This is a genomic window from Ferroacidibacillus organovorans (assembly GCF_001642725.1).
GTDB classification, from domain to species: Bacteria; Bacillota; Bacilli; order Alicyclobacillales; family SLC66; genus Ferroacidibacillus; species Ferroacidibacillus organovorans.
In genome coordinates this window covers 1-21898 of record NZ_LSUQ01000043.1, presented here as the reverse complement: position 1 = coordinate 21898, position 21898 = coordinate 1, and the positions used below count along the sequence as shown (strand labels likewise).

Here is a 21898-nt window from a genome sequence, read left to right as displayed (position 1 = left end):
GTGCTGATCGTCTCGGTCAAGCGCAATGAAGAGGTACTCGTTCCGCGCGGAACCACCCGCCTTGAGCGATTCGACACGCTCCAGGTCATCGGCGACACCACAGTAATCGAAGCGGTGCGGCTCATGCTCTCAGGGGAAACTCTGCGCTTTCGGCCATCCTCAACCCCACAGAAATGATATGTCAGTGCATGCCAAAATGGATCGACCTCGACACGCTGGCACGGCGCCATCTCCGCTAAAACCGCGCGCAGTCACGCGTCAATCGCCCACTTTTGCGCGATGCGCTCACGGTGTTTGCGCGACAGCTTTGTACACGCAAGCAGCCAGTGTGCCTCTTCCTGCGTAAGCCGCGGACGAATGAGCAGGCGATACACGTCGCTTACGATGAATTCGTCATGCGGGCGGTCGATGCGCACAAGGGGATCGTTTGTCTGCACTTCGCCGGCGCGCAACGTGCGCAGGAAAAAGCCGATGCGCCCCGTTTGTTGAACGCGCTCCGACAGCGTCTTTACACCTGTATGCTCCGTGATTTTCCAACACGGGATGCGCGGTTCAGAGACTTCGAGAAGCGCCTCTCCCACGCGAAACACGTCGCCAATCGCGACGGTCACTTCGTCAATCCCGCTCACGGTCAGGTTTTCAGCGAATGACCCGTACGGCAAGCGCATGCCATACTCTTCTTCAAAACGGTCATAGTGAGCGCTCGCGTACATCAGCGTTGCACGATCCGGCCCGCCGTGCCGCACGAGATCACCCTGCGCGTCATACCCCACCCCCGTGTCACTGATTCGCACAGGACCCGCTGCAGGCAGCTTTTCATACGCGCTTTCAAACACACTACCGTCGAACAATCGCCGCCTGCTCTGCACACGGCCTTGCTGGATCGCGATGACTCGCACGCGATTTCACTCCTTCACCTTTCAAAATCCTTCCCATTTGTCTCAAAATGCATCTTCATGTATCGTCAACCATAGAAAGCGCAGACAGTTGCTCTGTCGCGCATCACGTTGACGAGAAAGAAGGCGATTTTCTATGACCCTATCATCACACGCATCAGAGCGCCTGTCACCCCCTTTTCGCGCCGATCAGGTCGGCAGCCTGCTGCGCCCAGAGCGGCTGAAACAGGCGCGCGCCATGAAGGCCACAGGCGTGATGTCTGCAGATCAGCTGCGTCAGATCGAAGATGAAGAGATTCAGCGCATCGTTGCGATTCAAAAGGAGATCGGGCTGCAGAGCGTCACAGACGGCGAGTTTCGCCGCGCCTGGTGGCACTTTGATTTTCTTGAGGGGTTGGACGGCGTTGAACCGTTTGAGGCAGACCACGGCATCCAGTTTCATCAGGTGCAAACGGGTTCGCGCGGCATTCGCGTAACTGGAAAATTGGGGTTCACCCACCATCCGATGCTCGAACACTTTGCGTTTTTAAAGAGTCTCACCGGGGATGCCACCGCGAAGATGACCATCCCCAGTCCGAGCATGCTGCATTTTCGCGGCACGATCGACCATCCCGCCTATGATGACACTGCGCTGTTTTTCCACGATCTCGCGCAGGCTTACAAGCAGGCGATTCGCGCATTTTACGATGCAGGTTGCCGCTATCTACAGTTGGATGACACCTCGTGGGCCTATTTCTGTTCGACTGAACAAGTGGCAGAGCTCCGCACGAAGGGACAGGACCCCGAGCAATTGAAGCGCCTTTATGCGCAGACGATCAATGCGGCGGTTGCGGATCGCCCAGATGATCTCACGATCACGATGCACATCTGCCGCGGCAACTTCCGCTCGACGTGGATCGCCTCAGGCGGGTACGAGCCGGTCGCCGAGATGCTCTTTGGCGGGCTGAACATCGACGGCTTCTTTCTTGAGTATGACAGCGAGCGAGCAGGCGGTTTTGAGCCATTGCGCTTTGTGAAGCGGCCTGATCTGCGCATGGTGTTGGGTCTTGTCACATCGAAATTCGGAGAGCTTGAAGACCCTGACACGATCAAGCGGCGCATCGACGAAGCTGCGCGCTACGTGCCGATGAACCAACTGTGCCTCAGCCCCCAGTGCGGGTTTGCCTCGACGGAAGAAGGCAACCTGCTCAGCGAGGAGCAGCAGTGGGCAAAACTGCGGCACGTGGTCAAAATCGCAGAGGATGTGTGGAAGTAGGTTTGCAGATACGATGAGACCTCGCTTGGACGACAAGCGAGGTCTCATGTACTTGGAGTGACGCTGCACATACAGCACCACACTAAACGGAGGCGTGGCCAAAATTAGACCATGACACGAAACCATATTGGCGCTACCCAAAGATCGAAATAGACCAGAGCAATTGTTGTAATGACACATAGAACGGAAAATGCAATCTTTGTAATGTATCCCGACGCATAAAAGTAGACAGTTGTAAAAATAACAGGAACCAAAACGGGTATCAACACAACTGCAAAATAGATATTTCTAACCTGGTTTATTCCCCCAACAATATAACTAAATATTAAATATGCGGTAAATTGAATAATTATAATCGATCTGTGATCTGTATTTTTAAGTGTCATACAATCCCCCTAATACTCATAATAACATTACAGACCTGAAACTTTCATATATAGAAGCTATAGCGCCATTATGAAATTACTCAAGTTTCACACCCGAAAATAGCGCGTTATCCCGCGCCCTGTCTGGGATGTGCGTCGTTATATAAAAGAAAAACACCCTCTACTCTGGTAAAATGGTGTTGCTGAGACAACCAATTTACCGAAAGTGAGTGTGTTTCTTACATGGTACGCGAAAACCCATCTCCCAATCAAATCCCTGCATCCGCCTTGACCTTCTTTTCCGAGTACCGTCTTGCCTCGATTCTTTCGAAGTCTCGGATCACCAAGAAAGCAGGGGTGCCTGCCCTCCGCCTGTTTCAGTTTCTCTTTGCCCTCGTCTTCTTTGGACGTGACCTTTCCTGGAACCTGGAGAAGGAGCGCAATGCCGGTTTCAAAAAGGACACGGTGTATCGCGTCCACCCCTAATTCGCGGCGCTTTCTCCTGCTTCTGAGCTCGGCCGTGATCGCTCGGATGAAAGCCTTGACCTCCGAAGATCGCGTCGATGTCCTCATTGTCGATGACTCGCTGTATAGCCGCAACCGCAGCAAGAAGGTGGAACTTGCTGCTCGGGTATTCGATCATGCCGCCCATCGTTTTGTGAAGGGATTTCGCATGTTGACGCTAGGCTGGTCAGACGGCAACTCCTTTGTTCCTCTCGCCTTCTCGTTGCTCAGCTCCGAAAAGGTGGAAAACCGCATACAAGAGGCAAATCCGAGTGTGGATCGCAGAACGTCGGGGTATCACAGGCGACGGGAGAGCATGAGCAAAGCGACGGTGACGCTATTCGAACTCTTGGAACAGGCGCAAGCCATGGGCATCCAGACACGCGTGCTGTTGTTTGACAGTTGGTTCACATTTCCTTCCACGATCCTGCGAGCCGTCCAGCACAAGATGACCGTCATTTGCATGCTCAAAGCACTCAAAACGCTTCATTATCTCTACGACGGAAAAAAAGTGACCCTGCCGCAGTTGTATGGGTTGTTGACCAAGCGCCGGGGACGTGCCAAGATCCTGGCCTCGGTTGTGGTAGGAATCGGAAACGATGAGAATGGCAAAGAGGTACAAGCCAAAATCGTCTTCGTCCGTGACCGTCAACGATCCAAGCAGTGGCTGGCGTTGCTGTGCACCGATACTACCATGGCCGACGAGGAGGTGGTGCGCCTATACGGGAAGCGATGGGATATTGAAGTGTTCTTCAAAATGGTGAAGTCTCACCTACGATTGGCCAAAGAGTTACAAGGGCGATCCTACGATTCGATGATCGCGCACACATCCATCGTCTTCGCACGATACATCTACCTGGCTGTCAAAACGCGCAACGAACAGGATCCCCGCACGCTTGGACGATTATTTCTAGAACTCTGCGACGAAATGTCCGACGTACGTAACGCGGAAATCATCCATCGACTATTGACTCTTCTCTCCCAAGCCATAGAGCAAAAGAGGCGATGTCACCATGACGATTTATCACCTTTCGGCGCAAATCATTAGGCGCAGTGCGGGTCGATCGGCCGTGGCAGCAGCCGCCTATCGGGCGCATGAACGCATCGAAGACGAGCGAACTGGTCTCGTGCATGATTACTCACGTCAACGCGGGGAAGTTGAAACGTTCATTCTCGCGCCAACGAACGCGACCGACTGGGTGCAGGATTTGTGCGCGTTTGTGGAATAAGCCATCGGGAGGACAAACCCCTGTCTTTTAGTGCAACTTCCGATATTTTCTTTCATCGGCATGATGATACGATCAAGATCCTAGACACGTAGGGTTGGTCTAATTGAGTTGCTTTAACTCGAGTGATTTTTCGGACAGCTAAAAAGAGGAAAAATTAATAGCACTATAGAATTTTGGTTAGTAGGAAGGGATACACACCCTCCCAAATGTCATCTTAGAAGATGAGAAATATGACACACTGATGGATGCAAAAGGTGGTCGTGGTCGCTAGTACGCTGGGGCTAGGGCTAGCAATGTTGGCTGGACCAGCATATGCCGCCTCAAATCCTGTTGTTGGCTCTAGTAGCTCAACAGGAACCACGCAGATGGTCATAGCGTCATCTGGCATCTCGCCTTTAACGACTTCGTATGGTAGTTGTGGTAGCGCGAGCCTGACTATGTTCAATGGTGGTAGTAGATCAGCGATCGACGCCAACTACCAGCTGGTTTCCACGCAGGGAAACATTGTATATGAACACGTCACGGTGACCCTGAACAACGGGAAATCTGAAAGCTACGATGGACCGGGGCCAATTTTCTCTGCCACGGCGAGTGGGCAATTCACGTTCTCTGGGTTGAGGTCTAAAACTACTTATACGGGTACTTTAACCGGCACAGTGACACTCGATAGTGGAGCTACTTGCACGCTTATTCCTACATCGACGAAAGCTACTACACTCTAACGGCAGATGCTAATTAGGGAGGATCCCGTGGAACGACCCAACTCATCGGATGACCGTATTATGATGGTGTCAGCCCCCACTATGCTAAATTCAGCGTGTTTCGTGCAACATGCGGCGGGCCTCACCTCTTATGCCGGATACCATGTGGGCGTACAATACCACTGGCCGTATCATGAAAGCGGATTTCGCGGTACCGTCGACACCGAAACTTTTATGGATGCCGCATATCAGTGGCCCCGCTGGTGGGACGACCTGGTCAACGAACGTTATAACGTTGTTACGGGAAATCTTGAAATTCCTGACGAAGAATGGATGCACCAGGGGTTGCCATCATCCCTAGATCCCTATCCGGAGCTTCGCCAAGCGGTGGCGATGGTATGGCCTATGTTCTGGGGATGGTGGCTGTATCCCTACGTAGGAGGGAAAATGGCGTTGGAGTCGGCGGTCGGGAACCGCCAGCAACTAGTTTATAACAATTTACAAGAGATGGCTCCCGGACGCTGGCACTGGGATCTCGTTTTTTGTCAGGACATCCGGATAATGCGTTACCAGGCGCCTGACGGTTGGGGCGTTGTTCACCCCAGCGATTTCTGGCGCCTTGACTGGATGACTCCGCAAGCGTTTGTTTGAGTTTCTAGCCAACGAGGAGATTCTGAGACGGCAGTTAGATCGAGAGTAAATTTAACGGTTTAAGAGACAAAAAAACAGCCTCACGAATGAGGCTGTTTCGCCAGATATTTTTGAAGAGCAGCGATCACAATGTCGTTCTGAGCCCGGCGTCCTTCAAAGGCGAGTCAGCTTCATGCGCCAATACATCGAACAACAACTAGCGCCCTCTAAGCAAGGAAAGACGGTTATGCCGCCTGCGTTATCCTTCCCCGCCCTGAACGGCGGGCTTGTCGCGATATTCGTCAAGCGTCGCTTCGAACGCGTCCACCAATGTTCCGACGTAGGCGACAGCGCTGCGAATCACATCCGGGTTTGTGATATCTGCCCCCGCCATCCCGGCGAGCTCCGCCGGCGTTTTTGTGCCGCCCGCCTTGAGTACGTCGATCCAGCGCTTGATCGCGGGCTCACCCTGCGACTCGATGGCCTGTGCGGCGGCCGTTGAGATGGACAGTCCGAGGGCGTACGTGTATGGATAGAGCCCCATGTAATAGTGCGGTTGGCGCATCCACGTCAGTGCCGCCCCTTCATCGATCTCGACCGTGTCACCCCAAAACTCCGCCAGAATCTCCCCTTTCACGCGCGTCAGTGTCTGCTCCGTGATCGGTGTCCTTTTCTCTGCAATCTGATACATCCTGCGCTGGAGTTCGCCCTCCAGCAGATGATTGACAAAGTTGTGGTGGTATGTGCCCATGAGCCCGGCGATGACACTGCGACGCATGCGCTTGTCATCCGACTGTTTCAAGAGGTGCTGCGCGAGCAACAGTTCGTTCATGGTGGACGGTGACTCAATAAAGGACATCGGCGGTCGGCTGTTGCTTTGTTTCTGGTATTTTGCGGCGAGCGAGAGGTGACCCGCGTGGCCCAACTCATGCGCCAGCGTAAACACAGCGCGGGTGTGGTTCTCCCACGTCATAAACACATAGGAATGCACGCCGTAGACCGTGTTGCAAAACGCGCCAGAACGTTTGCCAAGGTTATCTGAACGATCGATCCAGCGCTCGGTAAAGGCGCGGCGGATGATCTCGTGGTACTCTTCGCCAAGGACCTGGAGCGCGTCTAAAATCCACATCCGCCCCTGCTCATAGGTGACGGTCGGCCCGTCGGGAAGCTGCACCGTGAGATCGCAATAAAGCATTTTGTCGAGGCCGAGAAGCCGCTGTCTCATCCTTTGATATCGCCGCATATGTGGCGCGAGTTCTGTGCGGATCACATCGTGAATGCTGTGATAGACAGACTCTTCCACTTTGTGCGGATGCAGCAGCATCTGTGTGGCCGAGTCATAGCCGCGCATTTTTGCGAGCGTCACGTTCTTTTCTACTTCTGTAGCGAACGTCGCCGCGTAGGTCGTTCGGTAGGCGCGAAGCCCCTGCGTAAAGGATGCGTACGCATTGCGGCGCAAGATCGGATCAGGGGAGAGTTGCGAACCACCATCGTGCACCGGATGAGCCTGACCATCCTTGTCCAAAGCCTGGTCAAACCTCATGTCCGCGCCTTTTGACAGCGTATAGATGCGCTGGGGCGCGCTCAGTGTTTGGCTGAGGCCAAGAAGTGCCGACTCAACCTCGGCCGTTAAGCGATATGGCCTTTTTTCAAGCCAATTGCGAAGGGTGTGCCGAAACGCGTGGAGCGTCGCGTCGCCCGCAATCCACGATTCGACGGTTCCGTCCGGCAGGGCCAGCACCTCAGACTGGATAAACGCCGTTTTCGTTGAGCATTCCGTATCGAGCGTCGCGACACGCGCAGCATCCGCTTGATGATTTGGTTCGAGGCTATCCGTAGACAGACGGAATGTCGCGTAGGATGCGACACGGTTCATCCGGATCTGCAGGGCCTCACGCGCTTCCAGACACGCTGCGAGCCCTTCTGCTCCTTCGGCCAATTGACCATGGTACTTCGTCACAGACGGCAGGGCAGCGCGAATCGCGTCAAGTTCTGCCTCCCACGCCGCGTGCGACTCGAACAAATCGGTGAGATCCCACATTTCTTGCAGCGGTACATCCGATCGTTTCACGCGATGCATAGGTATCCCCCCAAATCCTGGTGTGTACAGACGATAAACGCACGTAACCTTCGCAAACCGAAAGATGAGCTGTAAATACATCAACCCATTTCATGTTTACGCTCGTACTCCAACTATACAACGAATCTGACAACGTTATCCGCAATCGACGAGTTAAATTTGTCATTTTTCTCGCAACACTCTCGTGGTATAGTTGGAGTATCCATTCACTAATGACCTCTATGTTTCATCTTGGATTTCTCTCAAAAGGCGGCGCTACAAAAATGATCGAAGGACTTGGGCCTACAAGCATCTTCTTTTTATTTGGCACAGTCGCAGTTTTTATCATCGCAATCATTCTCGCGGTGATTGTCATTCGGATCTTTCTAAACGATCACGAGTTCTAACATCAGAGATTCTGCTTTTGCGGCGTGCGCCAATACACCGCGTTTTCGCGTTCCATCAAGTGTGTCGCGATCAACTCGCGACGCAGTGTGGCAGCGTCCGGGTGGTGACGCTTGATGATCGCGTTGACGTCCGCCTCTGCGTAGCGCGTTTCCACGTCAAACTTTTCGACAAGCCACGAAAGAATCACGGCGCGTTTCTTGCGGCTCGCTGGAATCTCCTTTACCTCTTCACCGTTCAAAAAGTCACGCAGCACTTTGCGCTCCCATGCATCCCCTTCCACATTCGCCATTTGCGCGAGCTTCTCCGGTTTCAACAGGAGGTTGACACGCTGCAATGCCTCCACGTTAAATTCATACACATGGACCGTCCCTTCCGGGCGCATGCGCACGAGCCCCAGTTCGCGCAGCCGCGTGAGATGATGCGAGATGGTTGGCGGTTTTAGAGAAAGCGCGGCCGCCAACTCCTCGACACTCGCCCCGCGACTCGTCAGAATGCCGAGAATGCGCAAGCGGCTCTCGTCCGCGAGAACCTTGAGAAATTGCACAAGCATCGAATGGTCTTCACTCGTCATGGCCGATCACTCCCGCGGTTTCGTTTTTAATTTCGATTGATATAAATATAGATATACATCGAATTGAAAGTCAAGACGCGGTATGCCTCACTCCACAACCGCGCGCACAACCAATCGCAGTTTCGCCGTTTGCATCCGCGCCGTTCGCGCGCTTGGAATCAACACCATCTCCGAAAACAGCACACACAGCATCTCCCGCCTAAAAGCCACTGGAAGACTCTGATATACACCACCCCACGTGTCACACTCAACCCAAGCTTCAGGCTGATTTTTACCCATGCCCCCATCCGCGCACAGCGATACGCCCCGTCCATCCGTGTCGCAATCCCCTACCGCGTACATGTCTTTTTTATCGTCATCCATGCGCGCAGCGAGTCCCGCGATCTCTTCATCCATCATCGCGCGCCTGCGCCGAAACTCTTCCGCGCTGTAAACCCCCTCTTCATAAGACGCGTAGATCCGCGCCCGGCGCGCCTCAAGATGCCGCATTTGCCGCGCCAGCAGCGCAGCGCGATGCGTATCGTGCAACGCGTGAGACACACCATTTAAAGGCAAACACCGGGCGCGCGAAAGTGCGGCACGCAGGTCGCCAAGCGGCAGCATCGCAATCGCCGCGACAATCTTCGCCTCGACCTCCGCATAAGAAAGGCTGAGGCAGTCCCTCGTCTTACAGCGAAGCATGACACTCCGATACATGCGGCGCGCACCATCGCTGCATGTATAGTGGCGTTTACTCACACGTCTTTGCATCCGCCCGCCACAGCGCCCACACAAAAGCAAACCAGACAGCGCGTCGCACTCATCATCCGTCAATACAGTCTTGCGCCAAAGCGGGCGATCTCCCACCGTTTCAGACGCATGCACGTCCCCAGACTCCGCCTCCACCGCCGTTTCAGGTGCATCCGTTCCACCACCGCCAAGTCCCTGCGCCGCTCGCGCGGCCGCTCCCCCGTCGTCCGCCGCGATCGCCTCGTGTGCGCCCGGCACGACGATCCACTCTTCGCGCGGGCGGATCACCCGTCTTCCCCCCACCCGTTTCGTCACATGAAAGGTGAGATCCCCACGATAAATCGCCTTTCGCAACATGCGGTCAATCACCGCCGGATGCCACGTTCGCAGGCGGCGCGGCGTTGCGACGCCAAGCTTGTTCAACCGCTTCGCGATGCCATAGGCGCTCAGTGGCGCCTGCCCGTCTCCACCGCGCGCCAGTGCAAAGATATAACGCACCACCTCTGCCTCTTCCTCATGCACGATCAATTTCTGACTGACCGGATCGACGCGGTATCCATACGGCGTTGATCCCGCCATCCACTTTCCCTGAAGTGCGTAATTGTAGCGTGCGCCCATCAACCGTTCGCGCGTCGTCTCAAACTCCTCGCGCGATAAAAACAGCTCAAAGCGGATGTGACGCGCGTCACTCGAATTAAGTGGATCATAGATGCGCCACGGTGTAATCACGTAGAGACGCAAGTTCCGCAACAAATCGTAAATGCGCCCCATATCCGTATAGGATCCGCGTCCCAACCGCGACAATTCTTTCACAGCGATGGCGTCATACGCGCCATTTTCTAACTTCAACAACACATCGCGAAAGACTGGACGCGTATCGATCTTGTCACCCGATCCGATCTCTTCCACCTGGTCATAACGCACCTCGTACTTTTCGAGCACGCGCGCCATCAAGAGCTTCTGCTCCGAGAGCGTATCTTCACCCGTTCGCCGCTCACGCTCCACATCTTGCCGCGAACGCCTCAGATAGTTGATGACACGTGAAAAAGGATAGGATTCACTCACGCGCATACCCCTCCCCATCTTGCAGAATAAAGTCGTGTACCGTACGCTTTGCGATAGGTACAACGATCCGCCGCATCCATCACGAATGTTTATGATCCGGCTCCCGCAAATACGCGCAATCCATCTTTTACAAAACAGGGTGTGAAACGAACATGGAACTGACCAAAGGCGTCCATCTCTTAGAGGCGATGAAAGGAAGTTATGTCTACCTGATCCTCGGTGAAGAGCCTGTCCTGATCGACACGGGGATGCCTGGCAAAGCAGAGGATGTGGTGAAGGCGCTCGCGCAACTCGGCATGAAGCCAACCGACATCGCTCACATCCTCCTAACCCATCAGGACGTCGATCACATCGGCAACGCCAAAGCGCTCAAAGAAGCGTCTGGCGCAACGCTGTGGGCGCCCGGCGCAGAAATCCCGTACATTCACGGCGAGACGCGGGCGCAAGGCATTCGCGGTATCATCTCGCGACTCATGCGGGTAGATCGACCGGCCGTCGATCGCTCTTACGAGGCAGGGCGAGTCATTGGTGGAATGGAAGTCCTGCCAGCGCCCGGGCACACGGAGGGACACGTCTGCCTGCTCTATCGCGATGTGCTGCTCGCGGGCGATCTCGTGATGACGCGCAAAGGCAAACTCCGTCCATCACCGACCTTTCTCGCCTGGAACAAGCCGCTGCTTGACCGCTCCATTCGCGATGTGGGGATGCGTGAATTCGCCTGGGTTTGCCCAGCGCACGGCGAACCGGTTGCGCGCGGAAACTTGTGGGAAGGCATGACGGGAAAGTGAGAGAGACCGACCTCTACGAACCGATCCGCGCGCACTTCGCCAAACAAGGGTATCAGGTGCAGGCGGAAGTCAACGATTGCGATATGGTTGCGCTGCGCGACGATGAAGTCCTCGTCATTGAACTGAAGACATCGCTCAACATGACTGTGCTCATTCAGGCAACCGCCCGCCAGGCGCAGAGTGACGGCGTCTACGTCGGCGTCCCGGCGCCAAAGGGGCGGCGCGCGTACAAAACGTTTCGCGGGGCGACGCGCGTCATGAAGAGGCTTGGTTTGGGGCTCATCACCGTCGACATCGCGACGGGAAACCTCGCGACGCACACCGAGCCAGAAGCGCACGTGACGCGCAAGAACAAACAAAAGCGCGCAGGCATCGTGCGCGAAGCAAGCGGTCGCTCGCTCTCCTACAACATCGGTGGAAGCACGCGCACAAAATTGATGACTGCGTATCGCGAAGATGCCCTGCGCATCGCAAAAGTCTTGGCTGACGTGGAGGACGCGTCCGTCGCCGATGTGCGGTCAAAATCAGGCGTGGAGCGATCCGGCGCAATCCTCTATCGCAACCCGTACACCTGGTTTGCGCGCAGCGCGCGCGGGCGCTATCAACTCACGGAGACAGGTCGAGCAGCGCTTTCGTCGTATCCACAGCCGCATCCTTTACCCGCATTACCAGAAGAAAACACACCGCGCCAAAAAGCGCCGCGATCGCGCACACCGCGTACATAAGCGTCGGGCCTCCCGCGCGCAGTAAAAAACCGTTGACGAGGTTTCCCCCGATGCCCGCGAGACCGTTGCAGACCATGCCAAAAATGCTCTGTCCCGTCGCCTGCAGTTCTCTCGTCGTAGTCTGCGCGACGAACCCAACTGCCGCAACATAAAAGAAGCCAAACGAAATGCCGTGCAGGACTTGAATGGCAATCGCAACCGACGGAATCGGGATCAGAACCTGTACGCCCCAGCGCACAACATACGCCGTCGCAGCGATCAGCATAGTTTTCTCGCGTCCGACGCGCCGAATGACACGAGCGGCAATAAGCATCGCCGGGACGTTTGTCAGGGATGCGATAAACAGCGCGATACCCGTGTCCGCAAACGAACCGCCAATCTCGTGAAACGCTAGCACAAAATACGTGTTAAACGCGGTCAGCGTCTCACTGATCAGAAATCCACCGAGCAAAAAGAGAACGAACCGCGGATTTTTGAGCAGTGTTGACATCCCTTGACGAATGCTGCCGCGCACGACGGAGGACGGCTTTTCGCGCGGCAAGAAAAAAGCGATCGCGCCGCCAATCACGCAGAGCAACGCGTACGGCAGCCAGAGCAGATGAATCGAAAGGTGTTCAAGGTATAACCCTCCCGCATAACCGCCAAGCGCGTACCCCATGCTGCCGAAACTGCGAATCGTTCCATAGGTTGTTCCGTACGCGCGCGCCAAACCGACCGCATACGCGTCTGCAATCGGCGCTTGCGGCGCAGAGAAGAGCGTCGAGAGTGCATAGACCGATACGATCAATAAAAAGTTTTGTTGATCGTATAGAAACGCGAAGATCGCCGGAACAAGAAATGTCAACGCAAGTGTCGTGCGCGTCGCGTGAAAGCGATCGACCAGCAGTCCAAAAAGTGGTTGCACAACGATCGCAATCACCATCGCGAGCGACATGGCGCCGCCAATCGCACTGCTGGAAAAGCCGTCGCGCTCAAGCAGTAGAGAGAGATACGGCCCAAAAAAACCGCCTGATAGTCCCGTTAAGAGATAAAAAGCTCGCAGTGTCCATAAATGTCGCATGAGAATAGAATACCACGCGACAGCGTCTTCTGAATGCACGCGACGGACGATTTTACTTCAAATGGTTCATCTCAAAGGGCCATCCCGCCCGCCGCTTTTAGGACGGTAAGGATGACCCCACGATGCTCACGTTTCCTCTTTCTGAGGGGTTCTCAAAGCGACAAGGACAAGACTCGCACACTGAAGCGCGAGCGCTTGCCAGTCAGGGTTCTCTTCTTGTCGCCACACAATCTCGAAGCGCTCTTCTACTTCACTGAAGGTCTGATAGGTTGCATCGTCACACGCGTCTACACCATCCGCCCGTCCGTTTTGTTTCATCGCATAACCACCACTTCATCGGCGGTTATCGCATTACAAAACGAGCGCATTCTGAATCGCGCGGTCTACATACAAATCCAAATGAAACGGATCACGCGGACGCCCATCCCCGATGACACGGAGAATCGCACCGCGAAAGACGGAGTGGAGGAGGCGATTCTTCTCCCATTCCGACGCCATTTCTCGATACACATCGGCCAGGGTTGCACCATGCGGCGCGGCGCCTACACGAGCTTCATATGAATTCGCCAAAGCACTCTCACCCAAATCACAGCAACTCGCTACATCGTCCGTCGCACGCTCGACACCAGCGGCGATGTTTATCCGCTCCAGTGCGAGCAGCGCGTCCGTCACCCCCTTTTTTTCTTGTTCATACTCATCCTTTGCGAGTGTGCCATCCAGCAAATACGCGCGTGCGCGGCGCATTCGCCGCTCAAGCTCCACTTTTCGCTCCGCCACCCGCCGTTCAATCTCCATGCGCCCAACACCTGCATATGCCTTCTCGTCATCTGAGGCGTTCGTTCCCTCCTCATTTCCCACAAGATGCGCCGCGCCCACATCACTCATCACGCAGAGGAGTTGCCGCTCAACCATGCGATAGCGCACCCCCACGCGACAGCGAAAACAGCGCAGGTACTCGTTTCTATGCTCTGTCGCTACACCATTTTTTTGCCGATACGCCCGCCGATTCATTTGATACTGCATAAAGTGACCACACAAACCGCAACGCACAACACGCGTCAGTTCGCGCAGCCCCTCGTTGACAGCAGGTAGCGCGTCGCCTCTCTCCGCCCCCTTGCGTTTTGCGTCACGCCGCAGCGCGACACGCGCCCACAGCGCCTCCGCAATCAAGGGTGGATGCGCATTTGGCACGATGATCCGCTCGGCGAGTGGCGCCGCCATCCTCCGCTGATCTGCTTTGCTTCGCTTCGTCTTTCGATACTCAAGTGTGCCCCGATAAACCTCTTTTTGCAGCATTCGTTGAATCACGCCAGGTCGCCAATTTGCATGCCCGCGCGGCGAGGCGATTCCAAGCGACTTCAGCGTGTCCGCAATCGCACGCGCGCCAAGTCCCTGCTCCACATAAAGTGAAAAGATCATTTGCACAACCTGCGCCTCATCCGGTTCTGGAACGAGCACCCGGCGCTCCTGATCATAGCGATACCCGTAGGGCACAGAACCTGCGACCCACTTCCCTTGCCGCGACAAACTGGCCTTCCCCTCGCGCATTCGCCACGTGATCATTTCGTACTCCTCGCGCGAGATAAACATAAAGAAGCGGATCATCATCAGATCGGAGTGATTCGCCGGATGGTAAACCGCGTCCATGGTGACAATCAGAATCTGTCGATCGCGGATCAAGTCATAGACCACACCCATATCCGCATAACTGCCTCGCCCCAGTCGCGACAGATCCTTGACCACAATCGCCTGGTACTCAACGCCAAGTTTCGACAGCAACGCGCGAAACACCGGGCGCTCCCGAATGCTATCCCCTGACGCCACCTCCTCGCACACGTCACACGAGAACGCAAAGCGCGCCAGTACCTCGCGCTCCATCATCGCGCGCTGCGCAGCCAGGGTGTCTTCTCCGCGGCGCTCCGCCTGCTCATCTTCGCGCGACTTGCGCAGATAGCACACCGCTCGTTTCACATGCGCGAGATTCGCGACGTCCACCGCGTACGCCCTCCTTTTGCGCTGTTTCAGACGTCACTGAAGGCATCCGTCCATCCTTTTCAACCCATTCATAAAGCGCCATGGTGCAGCCATCCACGTGATACGTTTTAATCGGCGTTGGCTGATGCATTGAGAATTCTTGCCACGTCATGCACACCCCTCCCCCTTCATGTGTATGAGCGGCAGCCTGTCTATCCGAACAACATTCCTTCACGTAGCGGCGACACAGGATGTGATAGAATGACAGTCATAGAATCCGTGATTTCACGATAGGTGGTTATCTCGTCTATGAAAAAAATACTTTCACTCGCGGCAACACTGTCTTTTGTTCTATCGATCTCCACGCCAACGGAAGCCATCTCCTACAACGGGCAAGGATGGCTTGCATACAGTCACCACGATTACCAAGGTGCAATCCACGCCTTCACGCTCGATCGCGCGGCAGATCCGTATGGCGCCGCGTGGGGGCTTGCCAATGTCTATGAAAACAGCCATTTGCGAGCGTTTGCCGCGGCGCGCAGCAATCTTCTTCTTCTCTTAAAAAGCCCGCTCTACCGCGCGCGAGCGCTGCACAGCCTCGCTCAGCTCCCACCCGACAGCGCCGATCCATCCTTTCAGCCGAACGCCCTCCTAACCTACAGCGATGCGGTGGCGCTCGCGCTGTCTTTTCGCAGTTTGCCTGCGAATGAGACGCCACAGGGGAGCAATGCATTCTATCTCGCAATGGCCAAAGCGCGCGGGCTCTACAGCGGAACAGCAAACCCAAACGCGGCTGCACCTCGTCTTTTCTTGGCGCAGTTTCTCTCCAAACTCTACGGAATTGACGTATACAGTTATTTGCGGCCATTTTCACTGAGCGACATTCAAACACTTCCCGCGCAGCAACAGATGCTCATCCAGTCGATGCTCGGGACGGGACTCATGACTGCCAATGGGGGGCAGTTTCATCCGTTCGGGTTCGAGACGCGCGCCGCATTCGCCGTGTCGATCGCAAAGGCGAACGCGCTTTTTGCCCATCCCAGTCCCGATCTTCACTATGTGACACCACCTTTGCCTCCCGTGACGACGCCCTACCTTTATATGTTTTCGGCGGGGCCTGAGACAAACGCGCAAAAAAGTGCAGATGTTGCTTTGCATTCACAGGTCAACGCTTACGGAATCGTCGGCTATCCATTCATTTCGCTCTTTCCTAAGGGCGCCGCAAAGACCCGACAAGCGATCGATCAAACACACGACTTGCTCACACCGTTTTCCGCCGGCTCAGGACTCGCAAATCTCGCGCAGACGATCGGCTCGCGCGGTTTTATGGTGATCGGCAACTACAACAGTGTGACGAATCAATCCGATACGGCGTTTGCCACGCAACTTCTGAGCGATAAACATCGAGAACTGGCAGTCGCTTCCGAGGCGGTTCAAATCGCCACCCGCGAACACCTCTCTGGAATCACACTTGATTTTGAGAACATCGCGTCAACCGATACGTCCGCATACTCGCAATTTGTGGCGCTTTTTGCGCAAAAGGCGCACGCCGTGCATTTAAAATTGATGGTCTGCGTGCCTGAGAAGGCGAGCGCGCTGCAAGACGGCTACAACTGGCAGGCGATTGCTAAAAGCGCGGATATGGTGATGCTGATTACGTATGACGAGCACAATCCGAACACCAAACCGGGTGCCGTCGAGGATGCGACCTATGACGATTGGGTGATCAAGTACGCGCTCACGCAAATGCCTGCAAACAAAATTCTCCTTGGCATGGCAGATTACGGATATGACTGGTCGGCAAACGGCACGACGGAGATCTCGATGCCCCAGGGGAACGCACTCGCGCACACGTATGGCTATCACATTGACGCGAGATCGCAAAATCGCGTGATCAGCTACAGCTCACAAGGCGTTCAACACACCGTATGGTATCCGAGCGATGCAACCGTCACGACCATCGCTTCGTATGTGCGGGATTATGGGTTAAAAGGTTTGGCCATCTGGCATGTCGGCGCGGAGGATGCGGGGTTTTATCAGGCGATCACGCGCGGGGCGACAGGCGCGGGCACTGCAGCCGGCTTCAGGGGGTGAGTCGCGCACGCGCGACCGTGTGGAGATGTTGTAGGCGTCAAACCACCACTTCATCGGCGGAGATTAACGCAAATCGGCCAGCCTTAAAGTTACCTTCTTGCGTGAGTGACAACAGATGCCAAAGAAATTTTTCATCGCATTTTAGCATCTCCTGAAACTCCATGAGTCCACGGTTCGCCTTGTTCAACTCCCCGTCAAAACGGTACGCCCGGGGATCGCTCTCCGAGCCGTACTCGGAGATGGTAGAAAAGTCAATGCTCCCTGTCAGATCAGCGATGTCCTGCGATTTGGGATCGGATGGACTGAATGTCCCGATCCCTACACGCTCATCCTCAGAGAGGAGAATGCGCTCCACAATCACATCTTCGATCCTTCCATCAAACTCGCTCTGCAGTCGCAGGCGACAGGAGGGGCAGAGGTTGCCTTCTATGCGAACGCCAAGTTCGCGCTCGATCTCGGGGCGCAACTCAAGCGGCACAAGGTGGAGGGGCTCTTCATGCATCGGGCAACCCTTGATCCCGTAGAGGGCGCCTTCCGGTGTGCGCGAATAGCGCTCAAGTCCGCGTTTTAGCAGCGTGACGATGGTGGACTTGCCACCGCTTACCGGACCCATCAAGAGCAGAATTCGTTTGCGCACATCAAGCCGTTTTGCCGCAGAGTGAAAATACTCTTCGACCAGTCGCTCAAGCGCGAGATGAAGACCAAAGATATCGTCGTCAAAGAAAGGGTACCGTTTATGTCCTGACTCATCTTCTACAATGCCAGAAGCTGCAATCATCTGATAGATCCGCGTGTGCGCCGAAACCGCGACACTCGGCTCGCGGCGAACGATCTCAAGATAGTCGAGAAACGTCCCTTCAAATGAGAGTTCCTCTTCCCTCGCGCGATACGCGCTCAAGCGATTGACGATGTCCACGTGTCTTCCCCCTTATTCTCCGGGTTAGGTCCCATGCATCATAATACGGGCTCAAGAGTGTCACGAAGGGCCACACCGTTTTTAGGGTGTGATATTATTCTTATGCGAAGAGTTCCGCCTCGTTGCGCCGCTCTTTTAAAATCCGATTACTACGGCGATGAAAAGGGAGGCTTTACGCAGTGGCTTCAGTGAAAACACGTCTCATCTTTCGCGCCGCCGTCGATGTTTTTTCCGAGCGCGGCTTTGAAAAGGCTACGATGGATGAGATCGCCGCAAAAGCCAGTGTGGCAAAGGGAACCATCTACTACCACTTTAAAAGCAAAGAGGACCTGTTTGTCTTTCTCGTGGAAGAAGGCACCGAACTGCTTCGCGAAAAGGTACTCTCCCACCTTACGGAAGAGATGAGCTCATCGGAAAAAATTCGTGAAATCGTGCGCGCACAACTCGCCTTCTTTACAGAATATCGAGACTTTTGCATCATTATTCTCCGCGAAACATGGGGGGATGAAGCGAGGCACCGCGAATTTCGGAGAATGCTCGTGCATTATGTTCAGTCCATTCGGCAGGTCATCGCGCAGGGTGTCGATGAACAGATCTTTTCTGTCGAGAACGCGGAGGTCGCCGCGTGGAGTTTATTCGGGTCGACGAGCATCACAGCGCTGCACCATCTCTTTGCCGACCCGGCAGTTGACTTGCTCGCGCTCGCCCCCTCCCTGCAAGCGATCGCGCTCGGGGGGCTTCACGCAAAGGAGATTACGTGAGCCCGGGAAACGCCTGCTGGCGCAGCGCTTCATACAGTGCAAGCGCGACCGTGTTCGAGAGATTGAGCGAACGCATGACAGGTCCCATCGGTATGCGCACCAATTGCTCTTTATACGTCTCGCGAACAAAATCTGGTAGACCCGTGGTCTCTTTTCCAAAGATCAGATAATCCTGCGATTGATACGCGATGTCACTGTACGTCTTTGTGCCAAACTTCGTAAAGAAGTAGGTGTTTGCACCCTCTTTTTGGGCGATGGCGAGGACCTCTTCAAGCGATTCATGTGTTGTCAGATTGACATATTTCCAATAGTCCAAGCCAGCGCGGCGAAGCGCCGCATCATCAATCTGAAAGCCAAGCGGCTTGACCAGGTGAAGCACCGTTCCTGTAGCAGCGCATGTGCGCGCAATATTTCCGGTATTTGGGGGAATTTGCGGTTCAAATAAAACAATGTGCAACCTAAATACCTTCCTTTCTTTATCGATGATTGTTCAAAAAGGTCCTGTCCCATCATAGCGAATTCAATCCAGAAAGTGAACCAGCAGATAGCGCGTCTCGGGTGTCCACGCATAACTGTCTTCGTAGGAAAAATAGCGACGGTGGCTGTCTACCGTATGCGCATCGATCAGCGGCGCGCCACTGATGTCATGGTCCACCACAACAGTCGTATGCGTAAATCGGCCGCTGTTTTTCCAATCGTAAGCGATTACGTCACCCACCTGCAACTCGCGTGGATCGCTCACCAATTTAACGCGAAACGGGTTCTTTGCAGACGTGAGTACGCTGACCAACATGTGGGCAACCGCCCACGAGTAGCTCCAATCCGGGTGTGCTGATCGGCGGTACCACCACCCTTCCCCGCGTCGGGGCGATCCGCCAATCATGGGAAACCCTCCGGCACAGAGCACTTGCGAGATGAAATTTGTACAATCGTCCCCCATGTCGTGATACGCCGGGTTGCGCTCATTCCAGTAGCGTTCCGCATACTGAAAGGCGCGCGTGCGATCATACTGAAACCCGCGCAGCGCCTGCTCCTCGAAGTGTCGCTCAAGATCGTCTGCCGCTTCCGGCGCAGGTTCGAACGCATCCCCCACACCCAATCCGTCATCGATCTCGTGCAACTGGTCGTGCCAATAAAGCTCCGCCCCTCGCCAATGCAAGCGGTGTTTGTAGATGCGTCGCTCGTGAAGAAGTTTCCCTTCAAGCTCATAGACCATGCGAAGATGTTCACTCACATCCACGATGATGGTTTCTTGAGATTCATCGCGTGTCACAGCGAGTACCTGCACATCCGCAATCGCCTTGCGATCGATCGCGCCACGCTGTCTTTGCATGTTCTTGCGTTTCTTCATTTCGAGCTGTGTTTTCGTGATCCCGTGAGTCGCTTCAAGCGCTCCGTGATGGCCGGTCACCCATGCATCGTTGCGCAACTGAAAAAAGGTTTGTGTCTGACGAACTGCGTCACGCATTCGCGTCACCCCCGAACCATCGTATGCGCAGGTCGCTTGGCGTTTGCAAAAACTTGAAAATCCGATCTTCACTCCGCAGGGACAGTCGCCCGCCTCGCGACATACAATAAGGAAACACGACGAGGAGGGACGCGAATTGGACAGATCGCAACTCCCACCCTGGATCAAAAGTTTATGGCGTGAATTGACAAAACCTCCCGCGATGCTAGGCCCCACAAAAATGAGCACGGCGCCTCGCTCTGCGCCAAAAAGCGCCGACAAAGAAAGGCTATCCGCTGACGAAGACACCGAGGAACACCATGCGTCATCCTGGCGCACCGCGTATGTCGAGAGCCCAACGGACCCGCTTTCACAAAAGCGCATGTGGGGGACGGAACAGCGCGTGAAACGTATCGCGGACCGCTATTTTCATCCGAAGCGACAGCAAAAACCGGCAAGCAAGCCGCGGCCGAAGGCGCTGCACACTCAGCGCGGATTCAAAACTGCTCGCCCGGTTACAGCCAGTGTCGGCACCTCAGCACGACGTGCAGAGGTGCGCAAATCTGATGCGACACTTGTTGCGACGCTCCGACGCAGGGATGAAAATAGCCTTTTGACGTCACCACTGGCGGATGCGTATGGTCAGGAAATCGTGCGCATGACGCAAATCGCAAACATTTGGCGCATGGAACTGGCAGACGGATCGGCCTATGCGCTCAAAAAAACGGCCATGCAACCTGAGAGAATCGCATTCATGGCGGATGGTCTCGACCAATTGAGTCGCTCTGGCCTGAATCTTCCGACACTGTTGCGAACCCCCTCAGGAAAACCGGTTGTCACAGATCGCGGCGCACGCTACTACGCGGCGCAATGGATGCACGGGAAAACTGCGCGGTTCGAAAACGTGATCGAAGTCGGTGCAGTCGCGCGAGCGCTCGCGCGACTGCACCAGGCGAGCCAGCAGATCCATCTCACCGGATACGAGCCACCTGCTGTGTATCAATTAAACGATTTGCTCGAACAACGGACAAATTTTTTGCGTCAGTTTTGCGCAAATCCGCCACCACTCGATCTCGAAAAGGACGTTCAGGCACGCTTAGAAGAGGCGCTCAGCTTTGCGCTGACCCACGCGCAAGAGTCGCTCTCCCTGTTTGCGCTTCCCGCCACACAGGATACGCTAAAGCGCGCACGCCAACAGCGCGCGCTGTGTCACCTTGACGTCACGCCGCGCAATGTGATCATCCATCCAGAAGGGCGCGCTCAACTGATCGACTTCGACAGGATGACCTACGCACCGCCCGCCCTTGATCTGGCTCATCTCTTGCGTCGCGCGATGCAAGCCAAAGGTATGTGGTCAAGTGAGATCACCGTCGGACCGCTGCTCGCCTACAATCGCATCCGCCCTTTGAGCCAAGGCGAGTATGTGTTGATTGAGGCGCTGCTAACCTTCCCACATCGACTGTATCGCATCCTTGCGAGTCTGATCGATGAGCGAATGACGGAAGCGCAGCGGGTAGCCGCTCTACCCACGCTCACGCGCGCCATCGACGAGGAGCCAAAGCGCCATGCGTTTCTTGAAACGTACGCGCGTCAAGTCACGCGGCGCCTTCCCGCCCCCTGACACGATTAGCCCTTTGCGTCAGGCGCTTCGCGTGCCCACGCCATCTCGCAGCGCGCACCCTCATCCGTCTCGACGTCATACGCTTGACGCACCACGGTGC

Annotated in this window: 22 protein-coding genes and 1 pseudogene; 12 read left to right on the top strand and 11 right to left on the bottom strand. The window is 55.2% G+C overall.

Annotated features, from left to right (window positions below):
- Positions 1–177 (top strand): TrkA C-terminal domain-containing protein, encoded by a 177-nt coding sequence (locus AYW79_RS16405; RefSeq protein WP_418251492.1) that lies wholly within the window; start codon positions 1–3, stop codon positions 175–177.
- A gap of 74 nt (positions 178–251) precedes the next feature.
- Here AYW79_RS16405 and AYW79_RS11625 read toward each other — a convergent pair whose 3' ends face one another.
- Positions 252–899 (bottom strand): MOSC domain-containing protein, encoded by a 648-nt coding sequence (locus tag AYW79_RS11625; RefSeq protein ID WP_067566026.1) that lies wholly within the window; start codon positions 897–899, stop codon positions 252–254.
- 133 nt (positions 900–1032) lie between these two features.
- Here AYW79_RS11625 and AYW79_RS11620 point away from each other — a divergent pair, with 133 nt between their 5' ends.
- The 5 genes from AYW79_RS11620 (at position 1033) to AYW79_RS11600 (ending at position 5601) form a co-directional block, all read left to right on the top strand.
- Positions 1033–2151, top strand: a complete 1119-nt coding sequence (locus AYW79_RS11620) for a 5-methyltetrahydropteroyltriglutamate--homocysteine S-methyltransferase (RefSeq protein ID WP_067566023.1) — start codon at positions 1033–1035, stop codon at positions 2149–2151.
- Between the two features lie 608 nt (positions 2152–2759).
- Complete coding sequence (locus tag AYW79_RS15880; protein ID WP_197460974.1) at positions 2760–3002, top strand: hypothetical protein; 243 nt, start codon at positions 2760–2762, stop codon at positions 3000–3002.
- Positions 2959–4068, top strand: coding sequence for an IS4 family transposase (locus AYW79_RS11610; RefSeq protein ID WP_067566016.1), 1110 nt, complete (start codon positions 2959–2961; stop codon positions 4066–4068). The genes AYW79_RS15880 and AYW79_RS11610 overlap by 44 nt, the downstream gene beginning before the upstream one ends.
- Entirely contained in the window at positions 4034–4249 is a 216-nt protein-coding gene (locus AYW79_RS11605) for a MobA/MobL family protein (RefSeq protein WP_067566014.1), read from the top strand. The genes AYW79_RS11610 and AYW79_RS11605 overlap by 35 nt, the downstream gene beginning before the upstream one ends.
- 749 nt (positions 4250–4998) lie before the next feature.
- Positions 4999–5601: a hypothetical protein gene (locus tag AYW79_RS11600; RefSeq protein WP_067566011.1), complete on the top strand. Its 603-nt coding sequence runs from the start codon at positions 4999–5001 to the stop codon at positions 5599–5601.
- Positions 5602–5839: 238 nt separating this feature from the next.
- Here the strand turns inward: AYW79_RS11600 and pepF are convergent, their stop codons facing one another.
- Positions 5840–7660, bottom strand: a complete 1821-nt coding sequence (pepF, locus tag AYW79_RS11595; RefSeq protein WP_067566008.1) for an oligoendopeptidase F — start codon at positions 7658–7660, stop codon at positions 5840–5842.
- A 263-nt stretch (positions 7661–7923) separates the two neighbouring features.
- Here pepF and AYW79_RS16275 point away from each other — a divergent pair, with 263 nt between their 5' ends.
- A complete protein-coding gene (locus AYW79_RS16275; protein ID WP_269449063.1) occupies positions 7924–8046 on the top strand; it encodes a hypothetical protein in 123 nt (40 codons plus the stop codon).
- A gap of 2 nt (positions 8047–8048) precedes the next feature.
- Here the strand turns inward: AYW79_RS16275 and AYW79_RS11585 are convergent, their stop codons facing one another.
- Both AYW79_RS11585 and AYW79_RS11580 read right to left on the bottom strand, forming a co-directional pair.
- Complete coding sequence (locus tag AYW79_RS11585) at positions 8049–8618, bottom strand: DUF2087 domain-containing protein (protein WP_067566003.1); 570 nt, start codon at positions 8616–8618, stop codon at positions 8049–8051.
- Positions 8619–8705: 87 nt separating this feature from the next.
- A complete protein-coding gene (locus AYW79_RS11580) occupies positions 8706–10412 on the bottom strand; it encodes a recombinase family protein (protein ID WP_197460972.1) in 1707 nt (568 codons plus the stop codon).
- 152 nt (positions 10413–10564) lie between these two features.
- Here AYW79_RS11580 and AYW79_RS11575 point away from each other — a divergent pair, with 152 nt between their 5' ends.
- Entirely contained in the window at positions 10565–11200 is a 636-nt protein-coding gene (locus AYW79_RS11575; RefSeq protein WP_067565996.1) for an MBL fold metallo-hydrolase, read from the top strand.
- Positions 11197–11925 (top strand): DUF2161 family putative PD-(D/E)XK-type phosphodiesterase, encoded by a 729-nt coding sequence (locus AYW79_RS15295; protein ID WP_082806723.1) that lies wholly within the window; start codon positions 11197–11199, stop codon positions 11923–11925. The genes AYW79_RS11575 and AYW79_RS15295 overlap by 4 nt, the downstream gene beginning before the upstream one ends.
- Here AYW79_RS15295 and AYW79_RS11570 read toward each other — a convergent pair.
- The 4 genes from AYW79_RS11570 to AYW79_RS15610 form a co-directional block, all read right to left on the bottom strand.
- On the bottom strand, positions 11807–12985 hold the full coding sequence (locus AYW79_RS11570; protein ID WP_067566029.1) for an MFS transporter: 1179 nt from the start codon (positions 12983–12985) through the stop codon (positions 11807–11809). The two genes, AYW79_RS15295 and AYW79_RS11570, sit on opposite strands and share 119 nt — an antisense overlap.
- A 126-nt stretch (positions 12986–13111) precedes the next feature.
- On the bottom strand, positions 13112–13303 hold the full coding sequence (locus tag AYW79_RS11565) for a hypothetical protein (protein WP_067565993.1): 192 nt from the start codon (positions 13301–13303) through the stop codon (positions 13112–13114).
- A 33-nt stretch (positions 13304–13336) separates the two neighbouring features.
- On the bottom strand, positions 13337–14980 hold the full coding sequence (locus AYW79_RS11560; protein ID WP_067565990.1) for a recombinase family protein: 1644 nt from the start codon (positions 14978–14980) through the stop codon (positions 13337–13339).
- Positions 14913–15131: a hypothetical protein gene (locus AYW79_RS15610; RefSeq protein ID WP_156481851.1), complete on the bottom strand. Its 219-nt coding sequence runs from the start codon at positions 15129–15131 to the stop codon at positions 14913–14915. Before AYW79_RS15610 ends, AYW79_RS11560 begins: the two co-directional genes overlap by 68 nt.
- A gap of 137 nt (positions 15132–15268) precedes the next feature.
- Here AYW79_RS15610 and AYW79_RS11555 point away from each other — a divergent pair, with 137 nt between their 5' ends.
- On the top strand, positions 15269–17053 hold the full coding sequence (locus AYW79_RS11555) for a glycosyl hydrolase family 18 protein (protein WP_067565987.1): 1785 nt from the start codon (positions 15269–15271) through the stop codon (positions 17051–17053).
- Between the two features lie 40 nt (positions 17054–17093).
- Here AYW79_RS11555 and AYW79_RS11550 read toward each other — a convergent pair.
- Positions 17094–17969: pseudogene (locus AYW79_RS11550) on the bottom strand (protein prkA); the annotation flags it as partial.
- 179 nt (positions 17970–18148) lie between these two features.
- Between AYW79_RS11550 and AYW79_RS11545 the strand changes: the two are divergent.
- A complete protein-coding gene (locus AYW79_RS11545) occupies positions 18149–18730 on the top strand; it encodes a TetR/AcrR family transcriptional regulator (RefSeq protein ID WP_067565984.1) in 582 nt (193 codons plus the stop codon).
- Here AYW79_RS11545 and trmL read toward each other — a convergent pair.
- The gene (gene trmL, locus AYW79_RS11540) at positions 18723–19187 is read right to left on the bottom strand and encodes a tRNA (uridine(34)/cytosine(34)/5-carboxymethylaminomethyluridine(34)-2'-O)-methyltransferase TrmL (protein WP_067565981.1); all 465 of its coding nucleotides are present in this window, start codon (positions 19185–19187) and stop codon (positions 18723–18725) included. The two genes, AYW79_RS11545 and trmL, sit on opposite strands and share 8 nt — an antisense overlap.
- A 63-nt stretch (positions 19188–19250) precedes the next feature.
- Positions 19251–20198 carry an amidase domain-containing protein gene (locus tag AYW79_RS11535; RefSeq protein ID WP_179123158.1) on the bottom strand — a complete coding sequence of 316 codons (948 nt, stop codon included), beginning with the start codon at positions 20196–20198 and terminating at the stop codon, positions 19251–19253.
- Positions 20199–20334: 136 nt separating this feature from the next.
- Here AYW79_RS11535 and AYW79_RS11530 point away from each other — a divergent pair, with 136 nt between their 5' ends.
- Entirely contained in the window at positions 20335–21798 is a 1464-nt protein-coding gene (locus AYW79_RS11530) for a phosphotransferase (RefSeq protein ID WP_067565975.1), read from the top strand.
- Positions 21799–21898: the final 100 nt, after the last annotated feature.

What these genes read in the sequence shown, in the direction of transcription:
- AYW79_RS16275 (WP_269449063.1), top strand. Translation starts at nt 7,924, where the DNA reads ATGATCGAAGGACTTGGGCCTACAAGCATCTTCTTTTTATTTGGCACA.
- AYW79_RS11610 (WP_067566016.1), top strand. Translation starts at nt 2,959, where the DNA reads ATGCCGGTTTCAAAAAGGACACGGTGTATCGCGTCCACCCCTAATTCG.
- AYW79_RS11535 (WP_179123158.1), bottom strand. Translation starts at nt 20,198, where the DNA reads ATGCGTGACGCAGTTCGTCAGACACAAACCTTTTTTCAGTTGCGCAAC.
- AYW79_RS11555 (WP_067565987.1), top strand. Translation starts at nt 15,269, where the DNA reads ATGAAAAAAATACTTTCACTCGCGGCAACACTGTCTTTTGTTCTATCG.
- AYW79_RS15880 (WP_197460974.1), top strand. Translation starts at nt 2,760, where the DNA reads ATGGTACGCGAAAACCCATCTCCCAATCAAATCCCTGCATCCGCCTTG.
- AYW79_RS15610 (WP_156481851.1), bottom strand. Translation starts at nt 15,131, where the DNA reads ATGACGTGGCAAGAATTCTCAATGCATCAGCCAACGCCGATTAAAACG.
- pepF (WP_067566008.1), bottom strand. Translation starts at nt 7,660, where the DNA reads ATGCATCGCGTGAAACGATCGGATGTACCGCTGCAAGAAATGTGGGAT.
- AYW79_RS11605 (WP_067566014.1), top strand. Translation starts at nt 4,034, where the DNA reads ATGACGATTTATCACCTTTCGGCGCAAATCATTAGGCGCAGTGCGGGT.
- AYW79_RS11565 (WP_067565993.1), bottom strand. Translation starts at nt 13,303, where the DNA reads ATGAAACAAAACGGACGGGCGGATGGTGTAGACGCGTGTGACGATGCA.
- AYW79_RS11620 (WP_067566023.1), top strand. Translation starts at nt 1,033, where the DNA reads ATGACCCTATCATCACACGCATCAGAGCGCCTGTCACCCCCTTTTCGC.
- AYW79_RS11575 (WP_067565996.1), top strand. Translation starts at nt 10,565, where the DNA reads ATGGAACTGACCAAAGGCGTCCATCTCTTAGAGGCGATGAAAGGAAGT.
- AYW79_RS11585 (WP_067566003.1), bottom strand. Translation starts at nt 8,618, where the DNA reads ATGACGAGTGAAGACCATTCGATGCTTGTGCAATTTCTCAAGGTTCTC.
- AYW79_RS11570 (WP_067566029.1), bottom strand. Translation starts at nt 12,985, where the DNA reads ATGCGACATTTATGGACACTGCGAGCTTTTTATCTCTTAACGGGACTA.